Raw genomic sequence first — 21,473 nt, 5'->3', positions numbered from 1 at the left:
GGAAAACCGCTCACACTTTTCCTGGAATTGCTTTAGGCCGCCGGCCACCGACAAGGCTCGTGCCGGCATGTGGGGAGGCTGAGGCGCTTGAGAGCGCCTGAAAACAGCAGATCTTCCTCATTGAGCATGTTCTTCCCGAAGACTGGATCCTTGGGATCGTGCTCTAAAACAGCGTCATTTGACTGTCGTCCGCGCCGGGCTTCTGGCGCCTGACCCTCTCGGGCTCCGGCCCGACGATGCCCCTGTCCTGTATCTCAGGCCCGGTGTTGGCGACCTTGTTGACGAGGTCGGAGACGGGAACTGCCTCGAAGAAATCGGGCTGAGCGGGTCTGAGCAGATCGGCCACGTCGCGCGGTTCAAGCGCCCGGCAGTCCAGCCAGCGGGCAAAATCCTCAGGCGCGATCACCACCGGCATGCGGTCATGGATATGAGCGATGCCGGCATTGGCATTGACGGTGAGAATGGCGCCGGTGTCCATCTCCGAACCGCCGGGCTCGGCATAGGTTTCGACCAGCCCGGCAAAGGCGAGGAGCCCGCCATGCCTCGGCCTTATCCAGTAGGGTTGGCCCTTCTTGCCGTTGCCCGATTGCTGCCACTCATAGAAGCCGGAGGCCGGGACCAATGCGCGGCGATGGCGCATGGCGGCTTTGAACGAGGCCTTCTCCGCCGCCCCTTCCGAGCGCGCATTGAACAGCAGCGGAAATTCCCTTGTGTCCTTGACCCAGGTGGGGATCAGACCCCAACGCACCAGCATCGCCTGGCGATCCGGAAAATTCGAGCCCGGCATGCGCGGCGGCCCGGACAGCGCCATCAGCACCGGCTGCGTCGGCGCGATGTTGTAGCGGGCCGGAAAATCCTCCAGTTCGGCCAGGCCGAGCAAGGCAGCGGTCTCGTCCGGCGTGGCGGTCAGGGCAAAGCGTCCGCACATAATACAAGCTCGATGAAATGATCCGATCGCGAAAGTGGCGATGGAACCGGCGTAGCGCAACCGGTAAAGCTCTCTGCCGCAGGCCGGTCCACAGCGGGCCAGCCTCGGGCAGGGCGAATCGAGATCGATGAACGAGCAGCGCAAGACACTTCCCGCAGTTTCCGTCGCCGTCGTGCGTGGCAAGACGGTGCTGCTCGTCAAGCGGGCGCGACCCCCGTCGCAAGGGGCCTATGCCTTTCCCGGCGGCAAGGTCGAGCCCGGCGAAACTCTTGAGCAAGCGGCGGCGCGCGAATTGCTGGAGGAGACCGGGTTGCGGGCGAAAGACTATCGTCCGCTTCGCGACATCCACATCGACGGCAGCAGCGAGAATCACCCGGTCGACTATCTCTTGACGGTCTTCGGCGCTGTCTATGCCGGCGGCCAAGCGACAGCCAGTGACGACGCCGAGACCGCCGCCTTCTATACGCTGAACGAAATGACCGACATGCCGCTCGCGGGCGATGTGTTTGAGGTCACTGAGGAGCTTCTGGGCTCGAGCGGCTCCGGTATCTGAACGCAGAGAATCTGCCTTGCAGGCGACAAATTGTTTCGCCAGATAGACTTATGACCCGCGCCGCGCTCTTCCTCGCCGCATGCCTCGCCGCCAGCACGGCTGTCGCCGTGCAGCCGGCGCTGGCCGCTGAGTCGCCGTTCGAGCCCGGGCTGATGCGGTTGGCCGAGGTGCTGGGGTCGCTGCATTTCCTGCGCAATCTGTGCGGCGAAAAGGGCGACCAGTGGCGCACCGAAATGCAAAAGCTGATCGATTCGGAAAATCCCGATCCGGAGCGGCGCGCCCGCTTCATCGCCAGCTTCAACCGCGGCTACCGCTCCTTCGGCGGAACCTATACGCAATGCACGGCATCGGCGACCGAAGCGATCAGCCGTTACATGAAGGAAGGCGAGACGCTGTCACGCGACATCGCCTCGCGTTACGGCAACTGACGGGCGCCTGACAGCGTCATAGCCAACAGCTTTTCGTGCATCCAGCCTTGTATCCGCGGCGCCTTGATGCAATCTTGGTGTTGCACTTTGGCAACAGTATTAACGAAACGTTAGCGCGCGGATGTGGAATTAACTCAAACTGAAGGTTTTCATCCCTCTCACCGGTCTAATCGGCTAAGTTTTGAATCGGACCGAACGCAGGCGATGAAGTTTGTAACAGACGATCAAAAAAATGTCGTATTTACAAATACTTACTTAGCCTGTGTGGAGATAGGGACAGCCCAAGCCGGATCCGACCCGCCGGATCGCCGCTTGAAAAGGGTGGACATCGCAATGGAACATGGCGTCAACGACATCGACGCGCTGGTCAGGGAAGAAAAGCGCCTGACCGCGGTGGAAAGCCATAGCGAGGCCTGGGCGGAAGGTCTGTCCGCCGGCATCGAGCCGGAAATCATCGCCGAGGCAGCACTTGAAACGGCGTTCGGCGAGATGCTGCGCGCCAATGGCGAAACCTCGGCCCTTGCCCTTCTCGACCGCATGCGTGAAAAGGTGATCGCTGGTGCCTTCGAGCCGGAGCGGCTGCGGCACTAGAGCGCCACGCGTTCCCGCCGGCGCCAAATGGCGCTCTGGCACCCCGACCGGTTCTTTGACTACGGCGCGCCGTTTGGGCATCATGCCCGGCACCTAAGAGCCTAGGCCCAAGGAGAGGCAAGCGGTGAATTTTTTGATGTCAGGCCGGCCTCACGGCATGGTCCTCAGCATCTGGCTTGCCGCTTCCTGCGCCGCGGTTCCGCTGGCACTTGTCCTGACAAGCAGCCCTGTCTATGCGCTGAGCGAGATCAAGCGCGAGGAGCTTCCGGCGCCGGCGGCGCCGCCAGCCAATGGTGAGACGGCGCCATCCGAAAACTCCGTGCCGATGCCCGATCTGCCCGGCACAACGCCGCCGGCCGCCAGCCAGCCGACATCGCCCGCAGAGCCCGAGCAAAGCGAACCGGAAGGGCCGACGGACGATGGCGGCGTGGCCAACCCTCGTGTCGATCCCGATGCGCCGGTGCCTGAAGTCGTCTACGACCTTTCCAAATTGCCGGAGCCGGTCAGGCGCATGCACGACCTGATGGTCGAAGCCTGCGTCAGCGGCGACATCGAGAAGCTGCGGCCACTGATCGGCAAGGGCGACACCATGACCCAATTGTCGCTGGGCGAGATCGAGGGCGATCCGATCGCCTTCCTGAAGGGGCTTTCAGGCGACAAGGAAGGCCAGGAAATCCTCGCCATCATGGAAGAGGTGCTCAATGCCGGCTATGTCCATGTCGACGTCGGCACGCCGCAGGAACTCTATGTCTGGCCGTATTTCTTCGCCCTGCCGCTGGATAAGCTCGACGCCAGGCAGCGGGTCGAACTGTTCAAGATCGTCACCGCCGGCGACTATGACGACATGAAGCAGTTCGGCGCCTACATCTTCTACCGCGTCGGCATCACCCCGGCCGGACAGTGGACGTTCTTCGTCGCCGGAGATTGAGCGGCCGGCGGCGCAACGTCCGCAGGCTTGTTGGAATAGCTGTCTTTGAGCGCCGACGGGTGTGCGCCTCTACGCTCGTATTATTTACAGGTGTATTCCCAAGTGAAATATTGAGGATGCTCAGCGTCCGGATCCTCATCTTGTTCAGGGTCTCTGCTTATTGTTATACCTCCCAGAGCGCTGACGCCATTTTGGCAGCTACCCTTGATCAATCTCGCTACCATTCCAAAAACTTGCAAATGGCGGTCACGAAATGACATCTCCGCCAGCGGCCCACCGTACTTTTCTCTGTTATGAATAACCTCTATGCGCCTATTGTTCGAACCTAAGTCGATTACAGAGTAGCTGAATTCTGATTCACTCAATTCAGATACACCTTGTTTAAGGGTATCTATGGCGCGCGCCGAAACTTCAGTCATGCCCAGAATAATCAAAATAGCGGAAATATATCTGAGCATAGTCCCCCCCTAGACGACAATTAGAATCTGTCTCACCGGATTCTTTTCAGGGTAATTCCAGGAAGGTGTGAACCGGCTTTCCGTCCGAATTGCGTCCAAACAAAGAGATGGCGCATGTTTCCGTAGAACGAAGCACCGCTCTATTCGATTCGTGAATAACGCTGCGGTATTGGGCTAACGCTTCGTCAGGCGGACCGGGCGTGCGGCGATCGATATCGCGCGCGCGAAAATGGGTTGCGGTTCGTTTCCCCTAAAGCGGGAGCGCTTCGGAGAACTCCACTGCCCTACCCTGTCCCGGCGTGACGATCTCGCCTTCCCACATGATGCGGCGGCCGCGCACGACAGTGCCGACCGGCCAGCCGGTAACCTCTTTGCCGTCATAGGGCGTCCAGCCGGCCTTGGAGCCGGCCTGCGCGTTGGTGATGGTCTCGCGGCGCTTCAGGTCGACGATGGTGAAATCGGCGTCGTAACCGGCGGCGATGCGGCCTTTCCGGGCCATGCCGAAGATGCGCTGCGGGCCGTGGCTGGACAGGTCGACGAAGCGCTGCAGGGTCAGCCGACCGGCATTGACGTGATCGAGCATGATCGGCACCAGCGTCTGCACCCCGGTCATCCCCGACGGCGTGGCCGGATAGGGCTTTGCCTTCTCGGCCAGCGTGTGCGGGGCGTGGTCGGAGCCCAGCACATCGACAATGCCTTGGGCAATGCCGTGCCAGACACCGTCGCGATGATGCGCCGTTCGCACCGGCGGGTTCATCTGGATCAACGTGCCCAGCCGCGCATAGTCGTCGGCGGCGAGCGTCAGATGATGCGGCGTCGCCTCGCAGGTGGCGACGTCCTTGTGCTGTTCGAGGAACACAATCTCTTCGGCGGTGGAGATGTGCAGGACATGGATGCGGGCGCGGGTGTTTCGCGCGATGCGCACCAGGCGTTCGGTGCAACGCAAGGCGGCGATCTCGTCGCGCCACACCGGGTGCGAGGACGGGTCACCGTCGACGCGCAGGCCAAGGCGCTCGCGCAGCCGGAACTCGTCCTCGGAATGGAAGGCGGCCCGGCGTCGGGTGTTCCTGAGGATCGAAGCGACACCCTCGTCGTCCTCGACCAGGAGGTCGCCTGTGGAGGAACCCATGAACACCTTGATGCCGGCCGCACCGGGGAGCCGCTCAAGTTCGCCGACATCATTGGCGTTCTCGCGCGTGCCACCGACCCAGAAGGCGAAGTCGCAGTGCATGCGGCCGGTGCCGCGCCGCACCTTGTCGGCAAGCGCCGCTTCGCTGGTGGTCAGCGGGTTGGTGTTGGGCATTTCGAACACGGCGGTGACGCCGCCCAGCACAGCCGCGCGCGAACCCGTCTCCAGATCTTCCTTGTGTTCCAGTCCCGGTTCGCGGAAATGCACCTGGCTGTCGACGACGCCCGGCAGGATGTGCAAGCCGCGGCAGTCGATCGTTTCGCCGGCCGAGGCTTGGCGAAGATCGCCGATGGCCGCGATGCGACCATCCCTGACGCCGACGTCGCGCGCGCCCTCGCCGTCATGGTTGACCACCGTGCCGCCTGTCAGGATGAGATCGTAGGTGGTGGCCATTGGCGTTCGGTCTCTTGCGGGGGGAGTGTCGTCGGCTTACGTAAAGGCCGACCCTTTTGCAAGATCAGGCTTTATTTCAACCCATGCCCTTTGCCCTGCTCAAAGACCGCGCAGTCATTTCCGTGTCAGGCCCGGATGCCGAGCATTTTTTGCAGAACATCCTCACCACGGACCTCGATACGCTGGGCGCCGCAGAGGCAAAGCCCGGCGCACTGCTTTCGCCGCAAGGCAAGATCCTGTTCGACTTCCTGGTCTCGCGCAGTGGCGAGAATGGCTTCCGGCTGGAATGCCGCGCCGATGTATCCGACGATTTCCTGCGCCGGCTCACGCTTTACAAGTTGCGCGCCAAGGTCGAGATTAGCAAGCAGTATCAATCGCTTGTGACGGTTGCATGGGGACCCGATTCAACGGCCTCACAAACTGATTCAACTGACGTTTCTGATGCACGCTTCAGCCAGCTGTCCGTCAGACGCAGCTATGGCGGCACGCCGGCGGGCGGCGACCCCGCTGCGTGGCAGGCGCTTCGCATCGCCAACGGCATCGCCGAAAGCGGTTCCGATTACCAGCTCGGCGACGCCTTCCCGCACGACGTGCTGCTCGACGAGGCCGGCGGTGTCGGCTTCAAGAAGGGCTGCTATGTCGGCCAGGAAGTGGTCTCGCGCATGCAGCATCGCGGCACCGCCAGACGGCGCGTGCTGATCGTTTCGGCCGACCATGCCTTGCCCGCGGAGGGCACTGAACTGACGGTTGCGGGGCGGCCGGTCGGCATGCTCGGCTCGACCGCGGGCACGGCCGGCCTCGCCATAGCCCGCATCGACCGGGTCAAGGCGGCGATCGACGCCGGCCAGCCGGTCCTGGCCGGTGATGTTACCGTCTCGCTCGCCATCCCGGCCTGGGCAAAGTTCAGCTTTCCCAGGGAAGTCGTCGGCGTGGAGGACACCTGATGGCCGCCGACCGCGTCGGTGCGCCGCCGCGCGCGTGGCAGCGCATGCTGTCGGGGCGGCGGCTCGACCTGCTTGACCCCTCGCCGCTCGATATCGAGATTTCCGACATCGCTCATGGGCTTGCTCGCGTCGCCCGCTGGAATGGCCAGACGCGCGGCGATCACGCCTTTTCGGTCGCTCAGCATTCCCTACTGGTCGAGGCCCTGTTTGACGAATTACAGCCGGACGCCTCGGCCAATGCGCGGCTGGCAGCCCTGCTGCACGACGCACCGGAATATGTCATCGGCGACATGATCTCGCCGTTCAAATCGGTGATGGGCGGCTCCTATAAGGACTGCGAGCTGCGTCTCCAGCGCGCCATCCACCAGCGCTTTTCGCTGCCGGCCGAACTCGGCGTCGGCCTGCGCAAGGAAATCAAGCGCGCCGACCAGATCGCTGCTTACTATGAGGCGACGCTGCTCGCCGGCTTTTCGACCGCGGAAGCAACCGAGTTCTTCGGCCGGCCGCGCGGCTTTAATGCCGATCGCTTCGATTTCACCCCGCGCTCGGTAACCTCGGCGCAGGCAGCGTTTCTCAAGCGCTATGCAACGATCGAAAGGCAGCGCCAGGCAGCGGTTGCGGTGCGTTCGGCCGAGTGAACATACGCTAAATTAACCAGCGGGACCCACAGTACCGGGTTCGATCACGGTCAGCAGGTACGGCTCATGTCCGTTGGGCACGTCAAGGGTGGTTCGCCCGTCCGCAGGCGGGGAGCCGGAGGCGTCGCCGCGACACGGCAGATCGCAGACGAATTACGCAATCAGAATGAGCGCTTTTCGGCGGCCGTCGAGAACATGTCGCATGGCCTGTGCATGTTCGATGCCGACGAGCGGATGATCATCTGCAACCGCAACTATCTCAGCATCTTCTCCCTCGATGCGAAGATCGTGCGGCCCGGCATCGCGTTCCTGGACATTCTCCAACACAGCGTCGACATCGGCGTCGCCTCGCAGAGTGCCCAAGACCTTTATGCCATCCGCAAGCCCTATATCGAGCGCGCGCAAGCCTCGACCTACGAGGAAATCCTGTCGGACGGCCGCATCGTTTCCATCACGCACCGGCCGCTGGCCTCGGGCGGCTGGGTGTCGATCTATGAGGACATTACGGAGCAAAGGCGGGCCGAGCAGGACTTGAAGGAGCAGCACCGCCGCTTCGATGCGGCGCTCGCCAACATGTCGCAAGGCCTGTTGATGTATGGCGCGGACGGCACGCTGATCGTGCGCAACCAGCGCTTTCTGGATTTGTGCAAGGCAAAAGCAACTGATTTCGCGCTCGGCATGACACACGGCCAGATGCTGGAAAAGCTCGTTCGCCTCGGCATCTTTGTGTCCATCGACGTCGATGTCGAGGTGGCAAAGACAAGGGCGACCCTGGAGGCCGGCCAAACCCGTTCGAGCTATCGCGAACTGGTTGATGGCCGCACGCTGTTTGTTTCGCGCCGGCCGCTTGCCGGCGGCGGCTGGGTGGCAACCTTCGAAGACGTCACCGAGCGCCGGCGCGCCGACGAGCGCATGAGCCATCTTGCCCATTACGACACGCTGACCGACCTGCCCAACCGCTCGATGTTCCGCGAACGGCTCGACCAGGCGCTTGGCGAAACCCCTGCTACTCCGCTGGCGATCTTCTCGCTCGACCTCGATCGCTTCAAGGCCGTCAACGACACCTGGGGGCACCCGGCCGGCGACTGGCTGCTGAAGTGCGTGGCCGAGCGGCTGCGGCACAGCCTGCGCAGCGATACGGATGTGGTCGCCCGCCTCGGCGGCGACGAGTTCGCCATCCTGCAGTTCAATCCCAAAGGGACCGCCGATGCGGAGAACCTGGCAAAACGCATCGTCTCGGTCATCAGCCAGCCGTTTCGCAATAAGGGCCGCGACATGCATGTCGGCATCAGCCTTGGCATCGCGCTGTATCCCGGTGACGGCAAAGACGCCGACACGCTTTTGAAGAACGCCGACATGGCGCTTTACAGGGGCAAGAGCGAAGGCCGCAACGTCTACCGCTTTTTCGAGCCCGGCATGGATGCCCTGGTGCGGGCGCGCCTGGCGCTCGAAACCGATCTCGAGACGGCACTGAAGCGGCAGGAATTCGTCCTGGACTTCCAGCCGATCACCAACATCGCGTCAGGCGAGATCGTTGGCGCCGAGGCCTTGATGCGGTGGAATTCGCCGACGCGCGGCCTGGTGGCGCCCGACGATTTCATCGCGGCCGCCGAAGACAGCGGACTGATCGTTCCGCTGGGTGAATGGGCGCTGAAACAGGCCTGCAGCGTGGCCGCCGGCTGGCCGCCCGGAATGCGCATCGCCGTCAACGTCTCGGCCGTGCAGATCAGAAGCGCGGACTTTGCCCGCAGCGTGATTTCGGCGCTGGCCGTTTCAGGCGTGCCGGCCAGGCGGCTTGAGCTGGAGATCACCGAAACCGTGCTGATGGATGAAAGCGAGACGGTGCTGAAGACGCTGAGGCAGTTGCGCGAACTCGGCGTGCGCATCGCGCTCGACGATTTCGGCACGGGCTATTCGTCGCTTGGCTATCTCAGGCGTTTTCCCGTCGACAAGATCAAGATCGACCGCTCCTTCATCCATGATATCGACAACCGGGACACGGCGGCGATCGTGCGCACGATCATCGGGCTCGGCGCCGAGCTAGGCATCACCGTCACCGCAGAAGGCGTCGAGACCGAAGCCCAGCTCGACATATTGCGCAAGGCCGGCTGCGTCGAGGCGCAGGGCTTTCTGATCGGCGTGCCGTCAAAGGCGACCGAGATCAATCGCCTGCTGAAGACGAGAGCGGTACGCCGGCCCGCCTGAACATGCCCGGTGTCATTCCATGCGCCGCGCGGAAGGTGCGCGAGAGATGGCTCTGGTCGGAGAAGCCGGCCGCAAAGGCGGCATCGGCGAGATCTGAACCTTGCCGGATAAGGAGATCAGCGCGACGCAGCCTGCGGTCGCGGATGAAGGCGGCCGGGGTGAGACCCAGCGCCTTCTTGAAATCCCGGATGACCTGAAAGCGCGTCACGCCTGCAGCTTCGGCGAGCCGCTGCAAATCGAGGTCCAAGTTCAGATGGTCTTCGATGACCTGTTCATAGACCCGAAGCCTGCCTTTAGATCCGAAGCTCTCGACCGCCTCGCGCCGTCGGCCGCCCCAGTCGCCATGACGCAAGATGAGCTTGCGCAAGGCGATCAGCATGGATGTTTCGGCACCCGCCGCGTCGCCTGATGTCGAGCTCTGATGCGCTACGGCTACAGCCTGGACGAGATCGGCATCATCGACGATCGATTGCGAAAACAGTGGCGCACGATCCTGCCCGAGTTCTGCTGCGATCGCGCCCATAAGTGAGGTCGAGGGATAGAAGGTACGATAGGCCCAGCCCTTCTCGGCGCCAGCCTCACCATCGTGCCACACCTCCGGATTGACGAGGAGGACCGTGCCCGACGGCGCAACGACGCTCTCGTTGCCGATGCGGACACGCTCGCAGCCTTGCGTGATCAGGGCGACGACATAAGTCGGGTGCGTGTGCAGCTGGTAGCGATGCCGGGTGAAGCGCGCCTTGAGCATGCCAAGGTCGCGAAAGCGCGGATGACGCCAGAACTGCGTTGTCTCCTGCGGCTCGTGAATTCCCAACACGGTCAATCCTGTTCAAGACGCTGCCGGCGCAACCCATTAGGTGCTGGCATCGACAAGGCCGAAATTTACGACGGCCGGCAAGGAGAGCGCAATGCTGCACAACGACCCCGTCGCCGCCCTCACCCCGCAGGTGGTGCAATGGCGGCATCACATCCACGCCAATCCCGAGCTGGGTTTCAGCGAGTATGAGACCTTACGCTTTGTTGCCGACAGGCTGCGCGCCTTCGGGCTGGACGAAATCCATGAAGGGATAGGTGGCACCGGCGTGGTCGGCGTTCTCAAAGGCCGGGCGGGGGAGCGCGCGGTCGGGCTTCGGGCCGAGCTCGACGCCTTGCCTGTGCTGGAGAAGACCGGATTGTCCTACGCGTCGAAAAAGGACGGCGTGATGCATGCCTGCGGCCATGATGGCCACACCGCGATGCTGCTCGGCGCCGCCAAGCTGCTCGCCGATAGCAGAGCCTTCGACGGAACCGTCTATTTCATCTTCCAGCCGGCGGAGGAAAATGAAGGCGGCAGCATGCGGATGATCGAGGACGGGCTGTTCGAGCGCTTCCCGGTGGAGGCCGTCTACGCCGTCCACAACTGGCCGGGGCTGCCGCTTGGCACGATCGCTGCCCGCGCCGGCGCGATGATGGCGGCCGTCGACAATTTCGAGCTGAGTTTCGAGGGGACCGGCGCGCATGCCGCTATGCCACAGCTAGGCGACGACCCGGTGCTTGCAGCTAGCGCCTTCATCCAGGCCGTGCAGCGCATCGTCAGCCGCTCGGTCGACCCGCAGACGGCGCTGGTCGTCTCGATCACGCAGATTCATGGCGGCAATGTCGGCAACATCGTGCCGGGCACGGTCTGGCTGCAAGGAACCTGCCGCTTCTTCGAGCCTGCTCTTTCGGACCATTGTGAAAGGCTAATCGGAGAGATCGCGGATGGTATCGCCTCGGCGCACAGCCTGACCACCAAGCTCGCCTATCGGAAAGGCTATCCGCCGCTGGTCAACACATCAGCCGCGACGGACCAGGCCGTGCAAGCTGCGGCTGTCGTCGTCGGTCGCGAGCAAGTCGAGACCGCATTCAACCCGAGCCTCGGCTGCGAGGATTTCGCCTATATGGTTCGCGAAGCCGGCGGCTGCTATGCGTGGATCGGCGCTGGGGCAGTCGGACCCGGCGAAGGGTTGCACGGCGATCGCTACGTCTTCAACGACGCTATCGTTCCCACCGTGCTCCGCTATTTCGTCACGCTGGTCGAACAGCCGCTAGAGGCCAAGCCGATCAAGACCGCGGATTGAGCATCACTGTCGGCGCAGCGTCTCGATGTATTTTTCGTGGAAGCTGAGATAGCCGGGCTCGACCACTTTGAGATGGCGCTCGATCAGCTGGTGAAACGCCGGCAGCTGATGAAACGGCACGCCGGGATAGGCGTGGTGCTCGGCGTGATACGGCATGTTCCAGGCAACCTTGCGCACCAGCCAGTTGGTCAGCGTGGTGCGAGTATTTTCCAGCATGTTGGCAACGAGCGGGCAGCGACCGTGCTCGGCCAGCAGATAAAGCCTGAGGAAGGGCTGGCCGAGCAGTGCCGGCACGATCCAGACATAGAGCAGCACCGTCGCCTTGAACCAGAGGGCAAGCGCCGCGACCACGACATAGAAGGCGATCATGGCACGGGCCTCGGCCTTCACCTTGGGCAGGCCCTTTGGCGGCACGTAGCTGTCTCGGCAGCCGCCCGTCGCATTGGTGTAGAGCGTCTGCAAATGCGCCCACCACACCGGGAGGCCCGAGACGTGGACGATGTATTGCCGCATCGTCTCCGGTTTCGGAAAGGCGAGCTCGGGATCGTTCTCGGGATCCTGGGTGAAGCGATGATGAGCGAAATGGAAATAGCGGAACCAGTCAGCCGGCAGCGCGATCGCCAGGCTGCAGACCCTTGCCACGGCATCATTGAGCCACTGCGTGTCGAAAGCTGTCCTGTGCACCGTCTCATGCAGCAACGTGAACAGGAAGACGATGAGGATGCCTTGCGGCAGCATCAGCAGCGGCCAGTACGGCAACTTGGCCGCGATCAGCGCGCCGATAACGATGACCCCACCGAGATGAAATGCGAGCTGGATCAGGCCCGGCCCGTCCGATTTGCCGGTCAGGCGGCTACGCTGCTCATTGGTCAGCGACGCGATGACATCGCGATGGTCTCTGGGGTCGGTCTGGACTGATACGGTCATGGCGCGCCACGCTACCCCAACGAGAAACCTTTCTAAAAACGAGGATTTCTGCAAAATAGATAAGCACAACTTATCTTTTTGATCGCCAATGGCCGCACTTCCATCCCTGAGAGGACTTCAAGCCTTCGAGGCGGCGGCGCGCTCGGGCAGCTTTGCCGCGGCGGCGGAAGAACTGTCGATCTCGGCAGCCGCCGTCAGTCAGCTCATCCGCACCGTCGAGGAGCAGATGGGCCGCAAGCTGTTCCACCGCGTCAACCGCCGCGTCGTGCTCACCGAGGCCGGCGTCGAGATGCTGCCGAGGCTGACCCTGGCCTTCCAGGAGATCGGCAGCGTCGCGCGCGGCGGCGATGCCTTCCGCCCGCGGCTTGTCATATCGGTGCCGCCGTCAATGGCGATGGGCTGGCTCTCGGAGCGTCTCGCCGGCTTTGTCGCCAGCCACGGCGCCGTCGACATCTCTCTGCGCGGCGATGACGACCCGGTGCCGTTCGACCGTGAACTGGTCGACCTCAGACTGTCCTTCGGACCGCACTATCGTGAACATCCTACCGAGGACATCGTCAGGGACGCCGTGTATCCCGTGTGCGCGCCAGGGCTTGCCGCCAAGATCAGGCCAGAGAACCTTGCCGGCTTCCCGCTGATCCACACCGACTGGGGGCCGACCGGAGCGTCGTTTCCGTCATGGCGCAACTGGTTCGAGGCGGCCGGCATCGATCCCGGCAGGGCAGTCCAGCGCGGCCTGTCGGCGAACTCGTCGCGGGCAGCGCTCGACCTTGCGATTTCGGGGCTGGGCGTGGCGCTGGCGCAAGGCATCTATTGCGCCAAGGCGCTGGAAGACGGCCGGCTGGTCCGGTCGAGCGCCCTGTCGATCGCGCTGCGCCAGCCCTATTGCCTGACAATCCCCGAGCGCAGCGCAAGGCGCGACGCGGTGGCGGCGTTCCGTTCCTGGCTGATCGAGGAATGCCGGCGGTCGGTGGGCTCGCCGGCGCTTCGATGATGGCTTGCGGCTCAGAGATGGGCGGCTAATGCCACCACTCAAAGATGGCCCGCCAATGCCGCTACCATGTCCTTGTTCGTCGCCACGGGAATGATCTCGAACTCCACCAGGTCAGACCATTCGATGACCCAGCGCTGCAGCAGCGTGACGTCATCGGCCTCGACCAGAAGGAAGCAGCGGCTCATATCCGCCGCGATCCAGGAGTGGTGGACGACAAGCTCGTCCGGCTTCAGGCGGCCGCGCTCGCCGAAGCGGCGGTAGATTTCCTTGCGATCGCAGCCGGTAAAATCCTCGATGACGATGAACTGCATACGTCCCCCTCGCCTTGAATTACCGCCCGGGACGATCGAGCCGCTCCAGGAACCATTGCGTCAGCCGCACCCAGACCTCGTCCTTTTCGCCGGAATCCTCCCAGCCATGGTCGAGATTGGGATTGTCGTTGACCTCGATGACGAAGACACCGTCCTTGGTTTCCTTGAGGTCGACGCCGTAAAGCCCGTCACCGATGCAGCGCGCCGCCTTCACCGCGGTCTCGACGACATGCGGCGGCGTCTCTTTCAGCGTAAAGGTCTTGATGCCGCCCTGGTCGGGCTTGCCGCTGGCCTTGTGGTTGACGATCTGCCAATGTTTTTTGGCCATCAGATAGTGCACGGCAAACAGAGGCTGGCCGCCGAGCACGCCGACACGCCAGTCATATTCGGTCGGAATGAATTTCTGCGCAATCAGAAGATCGGAATCCTCAAGCCACTCCGTGGCGAGTGTCTTCAGTTCCTCGAAGTTGCCGCATTTCTTGACGCCGCGCGAGAACGATGAATCCGGGATCTTCAGCACCAGCGGAAAGCCCAGCGTCTGCGCCGCCAGTTCGAGGTCGGTGGTGCCGGCAATCATCACCGTCGGCGGCACCGGCACCTTGTTGTAGGCCATCAGCTCGTTGAGATAGACCTTGTTGGTGCAGCGGATCATCGACAGCGGATCGTCGATCACCGGCATGCCTTCCTGCTGGGCGCGGCGCGCAAAGCGGTAGGTGTGGTTGGAGATCGAGGTGGTCTCGCGGATGAACAGCGCGTCGTAGTTGGCGAGCTTGGCCAGGTCCTTCCTGGTGATCGGCTCGATTTCGACGCCCATCTTTTCGGCGATCTTGGCCCAGTAGCGCAGCGAGGAAATCTCCGACGGCGGCAGTTCCTCATGCGGATCGACCAGCGTGGCGAAGGTGTAGCGCGCCGGCGTGCGGCCCTTGGTGTCACGCCACTCGCGGTTGGTGTAGGTCTCCAGCGCCTGCACGAATAAGGCTTCTTCTTCCTCGGTCATCCTGGCCAGCGGCAGGAAGCCGATCTTGCGGATCGAGGCCCATTCGGCGCTGTCCTTGATGTGCACCTCAAGCGCGGGGGCGCGGAACCAGTCGAACAATAGCTTGGCGAAACGGTCCCAGATCTTCGACGGCCCGATGCCGAAGAAGATGCAGACTTTTTGCGGAAAGACGCCGCCGAGATCCTTGCGGCATTTGTTGAGCGCCAGTTCCAGTTCCGGCAGCGCGTGCTCGTAGAGCTTGCGCTCCGACAGGTCGATCATCGTCTCGACCGTCGGGATGACCTTGTGGCCGCGCGAACCGGCGAGCAGAGAGGCATAGTAGCCGCGGCTCTGGTAGGCGTAGTTGTTCGACAAGTTGATCACCTTCGGCTGCTGGCCGCGAAACAGCGCCGGATGTGCAAGATAGTCACGGTTGGTGATGATCTTGTGCGGCGTCGCCGCCTGGTCGAGATCGTTCTGACGGCCGGTGAGGATGACCCAGGTCATTGTTATCAGCGTTTCCCAAGAGTGATGGCAGCACGCAGTCCGTCGCGGCCGAATTGCGCCATGTTCATGAAGATGCCGTGGGGCACGGGAATGTTGGCGGCATCGAGGATGGTCTCCTGTCTTTCGTCCTCGACCCAGGGATCGTGGATCAGGATGTGGTCGCCGTCGTCGCCGATGGCCAACACCCAATGCGGCACCTTCTTGCCGAACATCAGGAAGCCGCTGATCAGCACCAGCACAAGTTTTCCCTCGGCCAGAGCGCCACGGATGTCGTCGATGGCGAATGGACGGTAATTCACCGGGATGCCGTATTGTTCCGCGCGGCGGCGAAAGTCGACCTGGGCAAGCTCCATCACCCGACGTTTGTCCTCGCTGCGCACCGATTGCAGAAACAGCGCGCCGTAGAAGGACACGAAGATTTCGGCCGCCAGCCCGTTTTCGTGGCCGGCCACCGCAAGGCCGAACGGCTCACAACCGCCCGGGCCGGACATCATGAAAACAGTCGTCGCCTCGCGCCACAGGCGGATTTCCATGACCGGGTCGGGCACATAGTCGCGATCGAAATTGGCCATCGCCATCATCAGGCAGCATGGGCCGCAGGTGAATTCGCACGTCTGCTGGTAGAACGGCACTTCGGTGGCGACCGGAATGTCGCCGCGCAAGGTCTTTTCGTAACGCAGAGCCGTCTCGCCATCCTCGTAATAGTGGGGTTCGCGACCGATCTTGCGGTAGCCGCTCTGCTCATAGATGCGGATGGCGCGCAGATTGTCCTCGCGCACTTCGAGGCGCAGCATCATGCGGTCGTGCTCGAAGGCTGCCTCTTCGGCTGATGCAAGCAGCATGCGGCCAATGCCGCGGCCGCCGAAAAACGGACTGGTGGCAAGCGAATAGAGCCGGGCCACGCCGCTGCCCTTGCGAAACAACACCACGGCGTAACCGGCGACGCGGCCATCGTCCTCGGCGACCAGCATCTCGGCGGTCTCGCGTTCGATCAACAGCCGAAAGGAGCGCCGGGAAATGCGGTCACTGGAAAAAACCGCCTTCTCGATGGCGGCGAGGTCATCGACGTCGGACGCGCGGGCCTTGCGAATCTCGGCAGGCATGCGGGTTCAGAAAACCTCGATTGAGTGGATGGAAAGCCCCGGACAAAAACGTCGCAAACATCAGCCGAAACGCCGATATCAGCCAAGCGCTATCGCACCTTGAATAGGGCCGAATTGTGACAGGTTCCGCCGCGAGTGGCGGGCGGTGGGGGCGGCACCGCGAAGTGCGGCGGCGCCCTGCTGAATGATCCGAAAACGGAATGCGCTCAACTGGCGAGACCCGCCAGAAGCTGACCGTAGGCGCGCTTGGCGACCGCAGCCAGTTGCTCACGCGGCAGCGAGCCGACGACGGCGCAGGCATAGCCCTTGTCGAGCCAGTAGACCGCCTCGGGACCGTCGGCGTCCGCCATGTAGGTGCCCTTGGACTTGGCAGCCGAGTCGGCGGTAACGAACAGGGAGATGCGCTGGCCCTTGGCGTCCTCGTAGAGCAGCATGGCCGCCTTGCCCTGGCCGGCGGGCAGCAGCCGGCCGCCAACCAGCTGGAAGCCTTCCGCCACCAGATCGGGCGCCACCAGCTTCAGGCCGACGCGGTTGGACAGCCAGGTCTGCAGATGATCCTTGTCGCTGGCGGGCACTTCGACCGCATGGCGCTGTTCGGCGGCATAGATGACATGGGCGGCGATGGCCTCCTCGGCCAATTGGTCGTCTGCCCCGTCATCCCTCCCAATGCCGTCGATGCCGGCAAAATAGCCGCCAAGACCGCCGACGACGAGCACCGCGGCCGCCGCGGCCGCAAGCCACCAGCGCGAGTGCCGCGCCGCTACCCTGGCCGGGCCTTCGCCGCGCACGATCTGCTTGAACAGCACCGGCACCGGCTCGTCGAGCACGCCGGCAAATGCGGCGCGCAGCGCGGCGCGGTCGGCGGTGTAGCGGGCGCTTTTCGCCTTCATTTCGGGATTGGCGTCGATCCACGCGTCATAGGCGGCGCGCTCGTCGCCCGGCAGCTCGCCGTCGAGGGCCATGTGGATGTCGCGTTCGGTAAAATCGCGGCGGGTCATTTCTCGACGATCCTTATCGAGCGGCGGCGTGCGGTGTCGTCGAGCAGACTGCGCAGTTCCTCGCGCCCGCGCGCTATGCGCGACATCAGCGTGCCGGCGGGCACGCCGAGAATGTTGGCGGCCTCGGCATAGGAAAATCCTTCGATGGCGACCATGACAAGGGCGGCGCGGCGGTCCGGGCTGATCGCCTGCATAGCCTCGATGATCTCGCGCGATGCAGCATTCTCCGCCTGCTCGGCGGGGACTGCCTGCGCCTCGTTTGCGTCGAGCGGCAGGATCGCCGCCTCACCGCGCCGGTTCACCTTGCGCATCTGATCGATGAACAAATGGTGCATGATCGTAAACAGCCACCTCCGGGGGCTTTCTCCCGTCTGCCAGCTCTCGAGCCGCAACAGCGCCCGTTCGAGGCAATCCTGGACGAGATCGTCGGCGGAATCGCGGTCGCGCAGAAGCGAGCGTGCGTAGCGGCGCAGGCGCGGTATTTCACCAAGGATTGCTGCCTTCTTTTCGTCCATGACCGCTGGTTCTGAGGTCGCCCTTGTTTAACCCGATTGAACGCGCCTTCCCGGCGTGGCGCAAGCGGCCAGCGCGAAGCGGTCTGCCGCCCCGGTCACCCAAGCACTGAGATAACGAGAGGGTGAGCCGAATTATTCCCGGCAATCAACAAGAAAGCCGAATTATCCCAAATCGGTCAGTGCGAAATCATTGCCCTTGTAGAGGAGCGGAAGATCGCGACTTTTCGCGCAGGCGTAGGCGAAACAGTCGCCAAGGTTCAGATCCGCCTGGTGCCCGACGGCTTTGCCGTAACGGGCGCTGGCGTCGATGGCCCGAGAGCCGATGTCGTCGTCGATCGTCACATTGTCTCCGTCAATCTCCAGAATGAACCGATCAACCAGATCGCGAGCATGGAGAAGTGCCTCGGCGGTGGGTTTGCGCGACCCCGCACCAGCACGCGCCAGTGCTTGTGTCGCTTCGAAGCGCACCAAGGGAGAAACGCAGAGCAAGCCGGAAAACCCGGAAACCCGCTTGATCAATTCCTCCCAACCCGGCTCCTGGTTGAGAATGGCGACCACCACCGACGCGTCGACAAACATCAGTCTTCCCACATCTCGTCGGTGAACTTCTTCATATCGAAATCGGGATTGGGCAGACCAATCTTCCTGGCCTCGACCTGTAGCCTGGCAATCCGGTCGCGCAGCGGCACCTTGGTGCGATTGCGTTCGAGTTCGTGCACGAGCGCGATCCGCACCGCCTCGGTTTTGCTCGGTGCGTTCGTCTCGCGCTGCAATCGGGTGGCCAGCGCATCCACTTCGTCGTCACGTATATAGAGCGGCATATGAATATCCTTTATTGGATATTCATATATTCCATCCTGCATATTCCTTCAAGAAGCAGCGCTGTTCTCCCTCGCCGCCCTTGTCAGCAGCCGTTGATAGAACAGGCCGATGCCGATCAGCACGGCGCCGAGGCCGATGAAGGACAGTGCCCTGAGCACGCCTTCCAGCTCCGACATGTCGAACAGGAAGACTTTCACCACGGCAATCGCGATCAGCGCCGCCGAGGCAATGCGCAGCACCTGCGATTTCAGCCAGACGCCGGCGGTGAGCAGAACGACACCGATGACCAGCCAGAGCGCCGAATAGGTGTAGGTCTCGAGCTGGCCGAGACCGCTCCATAGGCCGATGAACTCGCCCTTGAACGCTCGCCTGACCGACAGTGTGGCATAGGCGAAGACAAGCAATGCCGCCACAACGGCCAGCATCTGCGCATACCATGGCGGCCGCTTGTCCCTGGCATAGAGTGCCAGCCCGCCGGCGGCGATGGCCGGCAGGAGGTAGGCCAGGAACAAGAGGTTGAACACCGGAATCTGGCCGGTCGACTCGTCGGTGAACAACGGGTTCAGCACCAGGAAATGCTGGAAGACGATGAAGGCGACCGAGACCACGCCGGCGGCCATCGAGCCGTAGCGCAGCACCGAGCTTGGCGAGCGCATGTCGGTGGCGACCAATATGGCGCCGGCGCCGAGGGCGATCAGGGTGTAGATCGCCTGTTCGGCGAGCGTGACGGTGCCGGTGTCGATGACGCCGCCATGCATGGCGTGGCGCACCAGCATGGCGATGGTGAGGAGCGCGAAAAGGGCTGCACCCGCCTCCATGGCAAGGCGCGGCCGGCCATTGGTGGTGCGGGCGAGTTGCCAGGCGGCGAAGCCGAAGGCGAGCGCCGGCACACCGTAACCGGGCAGCAGCCAGTTGAACACCGGCGTCGTCGTCAGCAATTCGGCGCCGACGATGGTCGGATCGAAGGCAACGCGGCCAAGCACGGCGACAACCGCGCCGACCGAAATCCAGCCGAGGACCGGATAGGAGCGCCAGCGCGTCGCCAGCGCCGGCACGATTGCCGCAACGCCGGCGAGAATGGTCGTCCAGCCGGAACCGAAGGCCATATGCAGCATCAGGAGGCCGGCCAGGGCCGAACCGCAGAGCGCGAAGGAGACGGCGATGTCGCCCTTGAGCGGCGGCTGTTCGGCGCGCGCGATCCACTCGCCGCCGGCGGCGAAGACGACGACCAGAAGGGTCGCGACCGCGGCATAGGCCAGGTCGCGGTCGAGATTGCCGTAGGCGAGCCACAGCGTCAAAAGGACGACCAAGGGCGCGGCGACGCCCCATGCCGCCCAACATGCCGCGCGAACCTGCGCGGTAGCGGCGAAGCGGCGTGCGGCCCAGAAACCGGCGCCGATGAAGACCAGGCCAAGGCCGATGCCGATGTTAAGCGTCCAGGGGTTTCCGGCCGCCACCGGCATTCCGTCAAAGCCTATGTTTCCCTGGGATATGCCTGAGCCGATGGTGGCGGGCGGAATGATGCCGAGAAAGATCATCACGCTCACCACACCGGCGGCGTGCAGCAGCGGCAGCGCGCGCGGCCGGTAGAGCGCGGTGGCGACAAGGGCGACGAGGACGAACGCGCCAGGCAGGGCACCGCCGGCGGCGACCAGCGTCATGTCGACGGAGAGGCCCAGGGCCGAAAAAGCAACGAAGACACCTGGCACGATCGAGGGCCAGTCGAAGCCGTTCTTTGCCGTTTCCGCTTCGCCGCCGCGGCGACCCAGCCAGACAAAGGCAAGAACCGCCAGCGTCACCGCGTCGATGAACAGGATGACGGCAAGGTCGGTGCCGGGTGCAGCCATCATATAGGCGATGGTCCAGGCGCCGGTGCCGAAGAAGGCCGCCGCGATCAGGAATGTCCAGTCGCGCATGCGGGCGATCACCGCGGTGGCGGCAAGCACGATGGCGAGATAGACGAACAGCGCCCATGGATTTGGCGCCTGCGAGGACACAAGCGCCGGCGTCGCCATGGAGCCGACAAGGCCGATGCCGGCCAGCGCCTGGCCGTGGATGAGAGCGGCGACAATGGTCGCCACGCCGATGGCGCCGAGCACGGTGAAGGCGAAGGCTGGGCCGACGAAACCGTAAACGGCGTGGGCGGCATAGACCGTGCCGAACAGGATGAATGCGCCGGCGGCCGTCAGGATCGCCGGGATATAGGCGCCAGCCACTCCTTCCACCGGAACCTTGAAGCCCGTGCGGCGGATGAACTCGCCGCCGCCGATCAGCACCAGCCCGAGCAAGGCTGCCAGGGCCAGCCGCACTTCCGGACCGAAAATGCCGGCCTCGATGGTGTAGCGGATGAGGAACAGGCCGCCCAAGGCCAGCGCGATGCCGCCGACCCAGACCGCCCAGCGTGTGCCGAGCGCGGTTTCGACCTCGGACTGGCGGGCGGCTTTTGCTGCGGCCGGCGCTGTGGTCGCGGATCCGGTGAACGCCGCCTTGGCCGCTGCTGACAGTTCTGACGCGACCTCGCTGGTGACCGCTACGGCCTCCGCGGCCGGTGCCTGCGCCGCTTCGGCTGCTGTCGGCGAAGCTATGTCGGCAATCGCTGCGGTGGCCTGGGCGGCATCTGCGGGCACGCTGTCACTTGCGACCGCCTCAACCGCCTTGGCAGCGGGCGCGGCAACATTCACGCCGGACAGAACCAGGCTGCGCAGCGCGCCGAGTTCGCGCTCGATCAGGCCGATGCGGCCCTGCTGCCGCAGCACGATGACGAAAAGCACGATAACGACGACAGCGCCAATCAGGCTTTCAAACATGGCGGTTCCCCCAAACCAGGCCAGTTTTCACTGACAATTGCGGCGGCCACACGGCCACCCCAGACGGCTATTCAAGTCACGCCACCGCAATGGTGACCGGAGAGAAATCATCGAGCATGTTTCGTCGGCAAATTCCAGCGGTCTACAGTCGTTATCCTC

Annotated in this window: 22 protein-coding genes; 9 read left to right on the top strand and 13 right to left on the bottom strand. The window is 63.5% G+C overall.

The features are described 5' to 3' along the window. Positions 1-163: 163 nt before the first annotated feature. Complete coding sequence (locus tag ACWGTO_RS22830; protein WP_454577060.1) at positions 164-928, bottom strand: SOS response-associated peptidase; 765 nt, start codon at positions 926-928, stop codon at positions 164-166. 127 nt (positions 929-1,055) lie between these two features. Between ACWGTO_RS22830 and ACWGTO_RS22825 the strand changes: the two genes are divergently transcribed. The 4 genes from ACWGTO_RS22825 to ACWGTO_RS22810 all read left to right on the top strand — a co-directional run bounded on the left by ACWGTO_RS22825 (position 1,056) and on the right by ACWGTO_RS22810 (position 3,428). Next, positions 1,056-1,481, top strand: a complete 426-nt coding sequence (locus ACWGTO_RS22825; protein WP_454577059.1) for an NUDIX hydrolase — start codon at positions 1,056-1,058, stop codon at positions 1,479-1,481. Between the two features lie 50 nt (positions 1,482-1,531). Then, positions 1,532-1,909, top strand: a complete 378-nt coding sequence (locus ACWGTO_RS22820) for a TIGR02301 family protein (RefSeq protein ID WP_454577058.1) — start codon at positions 1,532-1,534, stop codon at positions 1,907-1,909. A gap of 333 nt (positions 1,910-2,242) precedes the next feature. Continuing rightward, the gene (locus ACWGTO_RS22815) at positions 2,243-2,500 is read left to right on the top strand and encodes a hypothetical protein (RefSeq protein ID WP_008874920.1); all 258 of its coding nucleotides are present in this window, start codon (positions 2,243-2,245) and stop codon (positions 2,498-2,500) included. Between the two features lie 124 nt (positions 2,501-2,624). Next, on the top strand, positions 2,625-3,428 hold the full coding sequence (locus ACWGTO_RS22810; protein ID WP_454577057.1) for a hypothetical protein: 804 nt from the start codon (positions 2,625-2,627) through the stop codon (positions 3,426-3,428). Between the two features lie 80 nt (positions 3,429-3,508). Here ACWGTO_RS22810 and ACWGTO_RS22805 read toward each other — a convergent pair whose 3' ends face one another. Both ACWGTO_RS22805 and ACWGTO_RS22800 read right to left on the bottom strand, forming a co-directional pair. After that, positions 3,509-3,886 carry a hypothetical protein gene (locus ACWGTO_RS22805; protein WP_454577056.1) on the bottom strand — a complete coding sequence of 126 codons (378 nt, stop codon included), beginning with the start codon at positions 3,884-3,886 and terminating at the stop codon, positions 3,509-3,511. A gap of 250 nt (positions 3,887-4,136) precedes the next feature. Next, positions 4,137-5,468: a dihydroorotase gene (locus ACWGTO_RS22800; protein ID WP_454577055.1), complete on the bottom strand. Its 1,332-nt coding sequence runs from the start codon at positions 5,466-5,468 to the stop codon at positions 4,137-4,139. 83 nt (positions 5,469-5,551) lie between these two features. Between ACWGTO_RS22800 and ygfZ the strand changes: the two genes are divergently transcribed. From ygfZ to ACWGTO_RS22785, 3 genes are all read left to right on the top strand, one after another. Continuing rightward, on the top strand, positions 5,552-6,412 hold the full coding sequence (gene ygfZ, locus ACWGTO_RS22795; RefSeq protein ID WP_454577054.1) for a CAF17-like 4Fe-4S cluster assembly/insertion protein YgfZ: 861 nt from the start codon (positions 5,552-5,554) through the stop codon (positions 6,410-6,412). Continuing rightward, positions 6,412-7,050, top strand: a complete 639-nt coding sequence (locus tag ACWGTO_RS22790) for a hydrolase (protein ID WP_454577053.1) — start codon at positions 6,412-6,414, stop codon at positions 7,048-7,050. Before ygfZ ends, ACWGTO_RS22790 begins: the two co-directional genes overlap by 1 nt. Before the next feature lie 66 nt (positions 7,051-7,116). Further along, positions 7,117-9,255: a putative bifunctional diguanylate cyclase/phosphodiesterase gene (locus ACWGTO_RS22785; RefSeq protein WP_454577052.1), complete on the top strand. Its 2,139-nt coding sequence runs from the start codon at positions 7,117-7,119 to the stop codon at positions 9,253-9,255. Here ACWGTO_RS22785 and ACWGTO_RS22780 read toward each other — a convergent pair. After that, positions 9,212-10,072, bottom strand: a complete 861-nt coding sequence (locus tag ACWGTO_RS22780) for an AraC family transcriptional regulator (protein ID WP_454577051.1) — start codon at positions 10,070-10,072, stop codon at positions 9,212-9,214. The two genes, ACWGTO_RS22785 and ACWGTO_RS22780, sit on opposite strands and share 44 nt — an antisense overlap. A 91-nt stretch (positions 10,073-10,163) precedes the next feature. On the opposite strand from ACWGTO_RS22780, the gene ACWGTO_RS22775 reads away from it, so the two are divergent. After that, complete coding sequence (locus ACWGTO_RS22775) at positions 10,164-11,354, top strand: amidohydrolase (protein ID WP_454577050.1); 1,191 nt, start codon at positions 10,164-10,166, stop codon at positions 11,352-11,354. Between the two features lie 3 nt (positions 11,355-11,357). Here the strand turns inward: ACWGTO_RS22775 and ACWGTO_RS22770 are convergent, their stop codons facing one another. Next, entirely contained in the window at positions 11,358-12,281 is a 924-nt protein-coding gene (locus ACWGTO_RS22770; RefSeq protein WP_454577049.1) for a fatty acid desaturase family protein, read from the bottom strand. 88 nt (positions 12,282-12,369) lie between these two features. On the opposite strand from ACWGTO_RS22770, the gene ACWGTO_RS22765 reads away from it, so the two are divergent. Further along, positions 12,370-13,275: a LysR substrate-binding domain-containing protein gene (locus ACWGTO_RS22765; protein ID WP_454577048.1), complete on the top strand. Its 906-nt coding sequence runs from the start codon at positions 12,370-12,372 to the stop codon at positions 13,273-13,275. A gap of 38 nt (positions 13,276-13,313) precedes the next feature. Here the strand turns inward: ACWGTO_RS22765 and ACWGTO_RS22760 are convergent, their stop codons facing one another. From ACWGTO_RS22760 to ACWGTO_RS22725, 8 genes are all read right to left on the bottom strand, one after another. Beyond that, complete coding sequence (locus tag ACWGTO_RS22760; RefSeq protein ID WP_454577047.1) at positions 13,314-13,586, bottom strand: DUF3303 domain-containing protein; 273 nt, start codon at positions 13,584-13,586, stop codon at positions 13,314-13,316. A gap of 19 nt (positions 13,587-13,605) precedes the next feature. Further along, positions 13,606-15,069: a RimK family protein gene (locus ACWGTO_RS22755; protein ID WP_192256718.1), complete on the bottom strand. Its 1,464-nt coding sequence runs from the start codon at positions 15,067-15,069 to the stop codon at positions 13,606-13,608. 5 nt (positions 15,070-15,074) lie between these two features. Continuing rightward, positions 15,075-16,172, bottom strand: coding sequence for a peptidase C39 family protein (locus ACWGTO_RS22750; RefSeq protein WP_454577046.1), 1,098 nt, complete (start codon positions 16,170-16,172; stop codon positions 15,075-15,077). A 206-nt stretch (positions 16,173-16,378) separates the two neighbouring features. Then, positions 16,379-17,170 carry an anti-sigma factor family protein gene (locus ACWGTO_RS22745; protein WP_454577045.1) on the bottom strand — a complete coding sequence of 264 codons (792 nt, stop codon included), beginning with the start codon at positions 17,168-17,170 and terminating at the stop codon, positions 16,379-16,381. Then, positions 17,167-17,685: a sigma-70 family RNA polymerase sigma factor gene (locus ACWGTO_RS22740; RefSeq protein WP_454577044.1), complete on the bottom strand. Its 519-nt coding sequence runs from the start codon at positions 17,683-17,685 to the stop codon at positions 17,167-17,169. The genes ACWGTO_RS22745 and ACWGTO_RS22740 overlap by 4 nt, the downstream gene beginning before the upstream one ends. Before the next feature lie 162 nt (positions 17,686-17,847). Beyond that, a complete protein-coding gene (locus ACWGTO_RS22735; protein WP_454577166.1) occupies positions 17,848-18,267 on the bottom strand; it encodes a type II toxin-antitoxin system VapC family toxin in 420 nt (139 codons plus the stop codon). Then, the gene (locus ACWGTO_RS22730; RefSeq protein ID WP_454577043.1) at positions 18,264-18,506 is read right to left on the bottom strand and encodes a type II toxin-antitoxin system VapB family antitoxin; all 243 of its coding nucleotides are present in this window, start codon (positions 18,504-18,506) and stop codon (positions 18,264-18,266) included. Before ACWGTO_RS22730 ends, ACWGTO_RS22735 begins: the two co-directional genes overlap by 4 nt. 48 nt (positions 18,507-18,554) lie before the next feature. Beyond that, a complete protein-coding gene (locus ACWGTO_RS22725; RefSeq protein ID WP_454577042.1) occupies positions 18,555-21,314 on the bottom strand; it encodes a DUF2339 domain-containing protein in 2,760 nt (919 codons plus the stop codon). Positions 21,315-21,473 lie beyond the last annotated feature (159 nt).

The organism is Mesorhizobium sp. PL10 (genome assembly GCF_053714315.1).
This window is presented reverse-complemented; position numbering and strand designations above follow the sequence as displayed.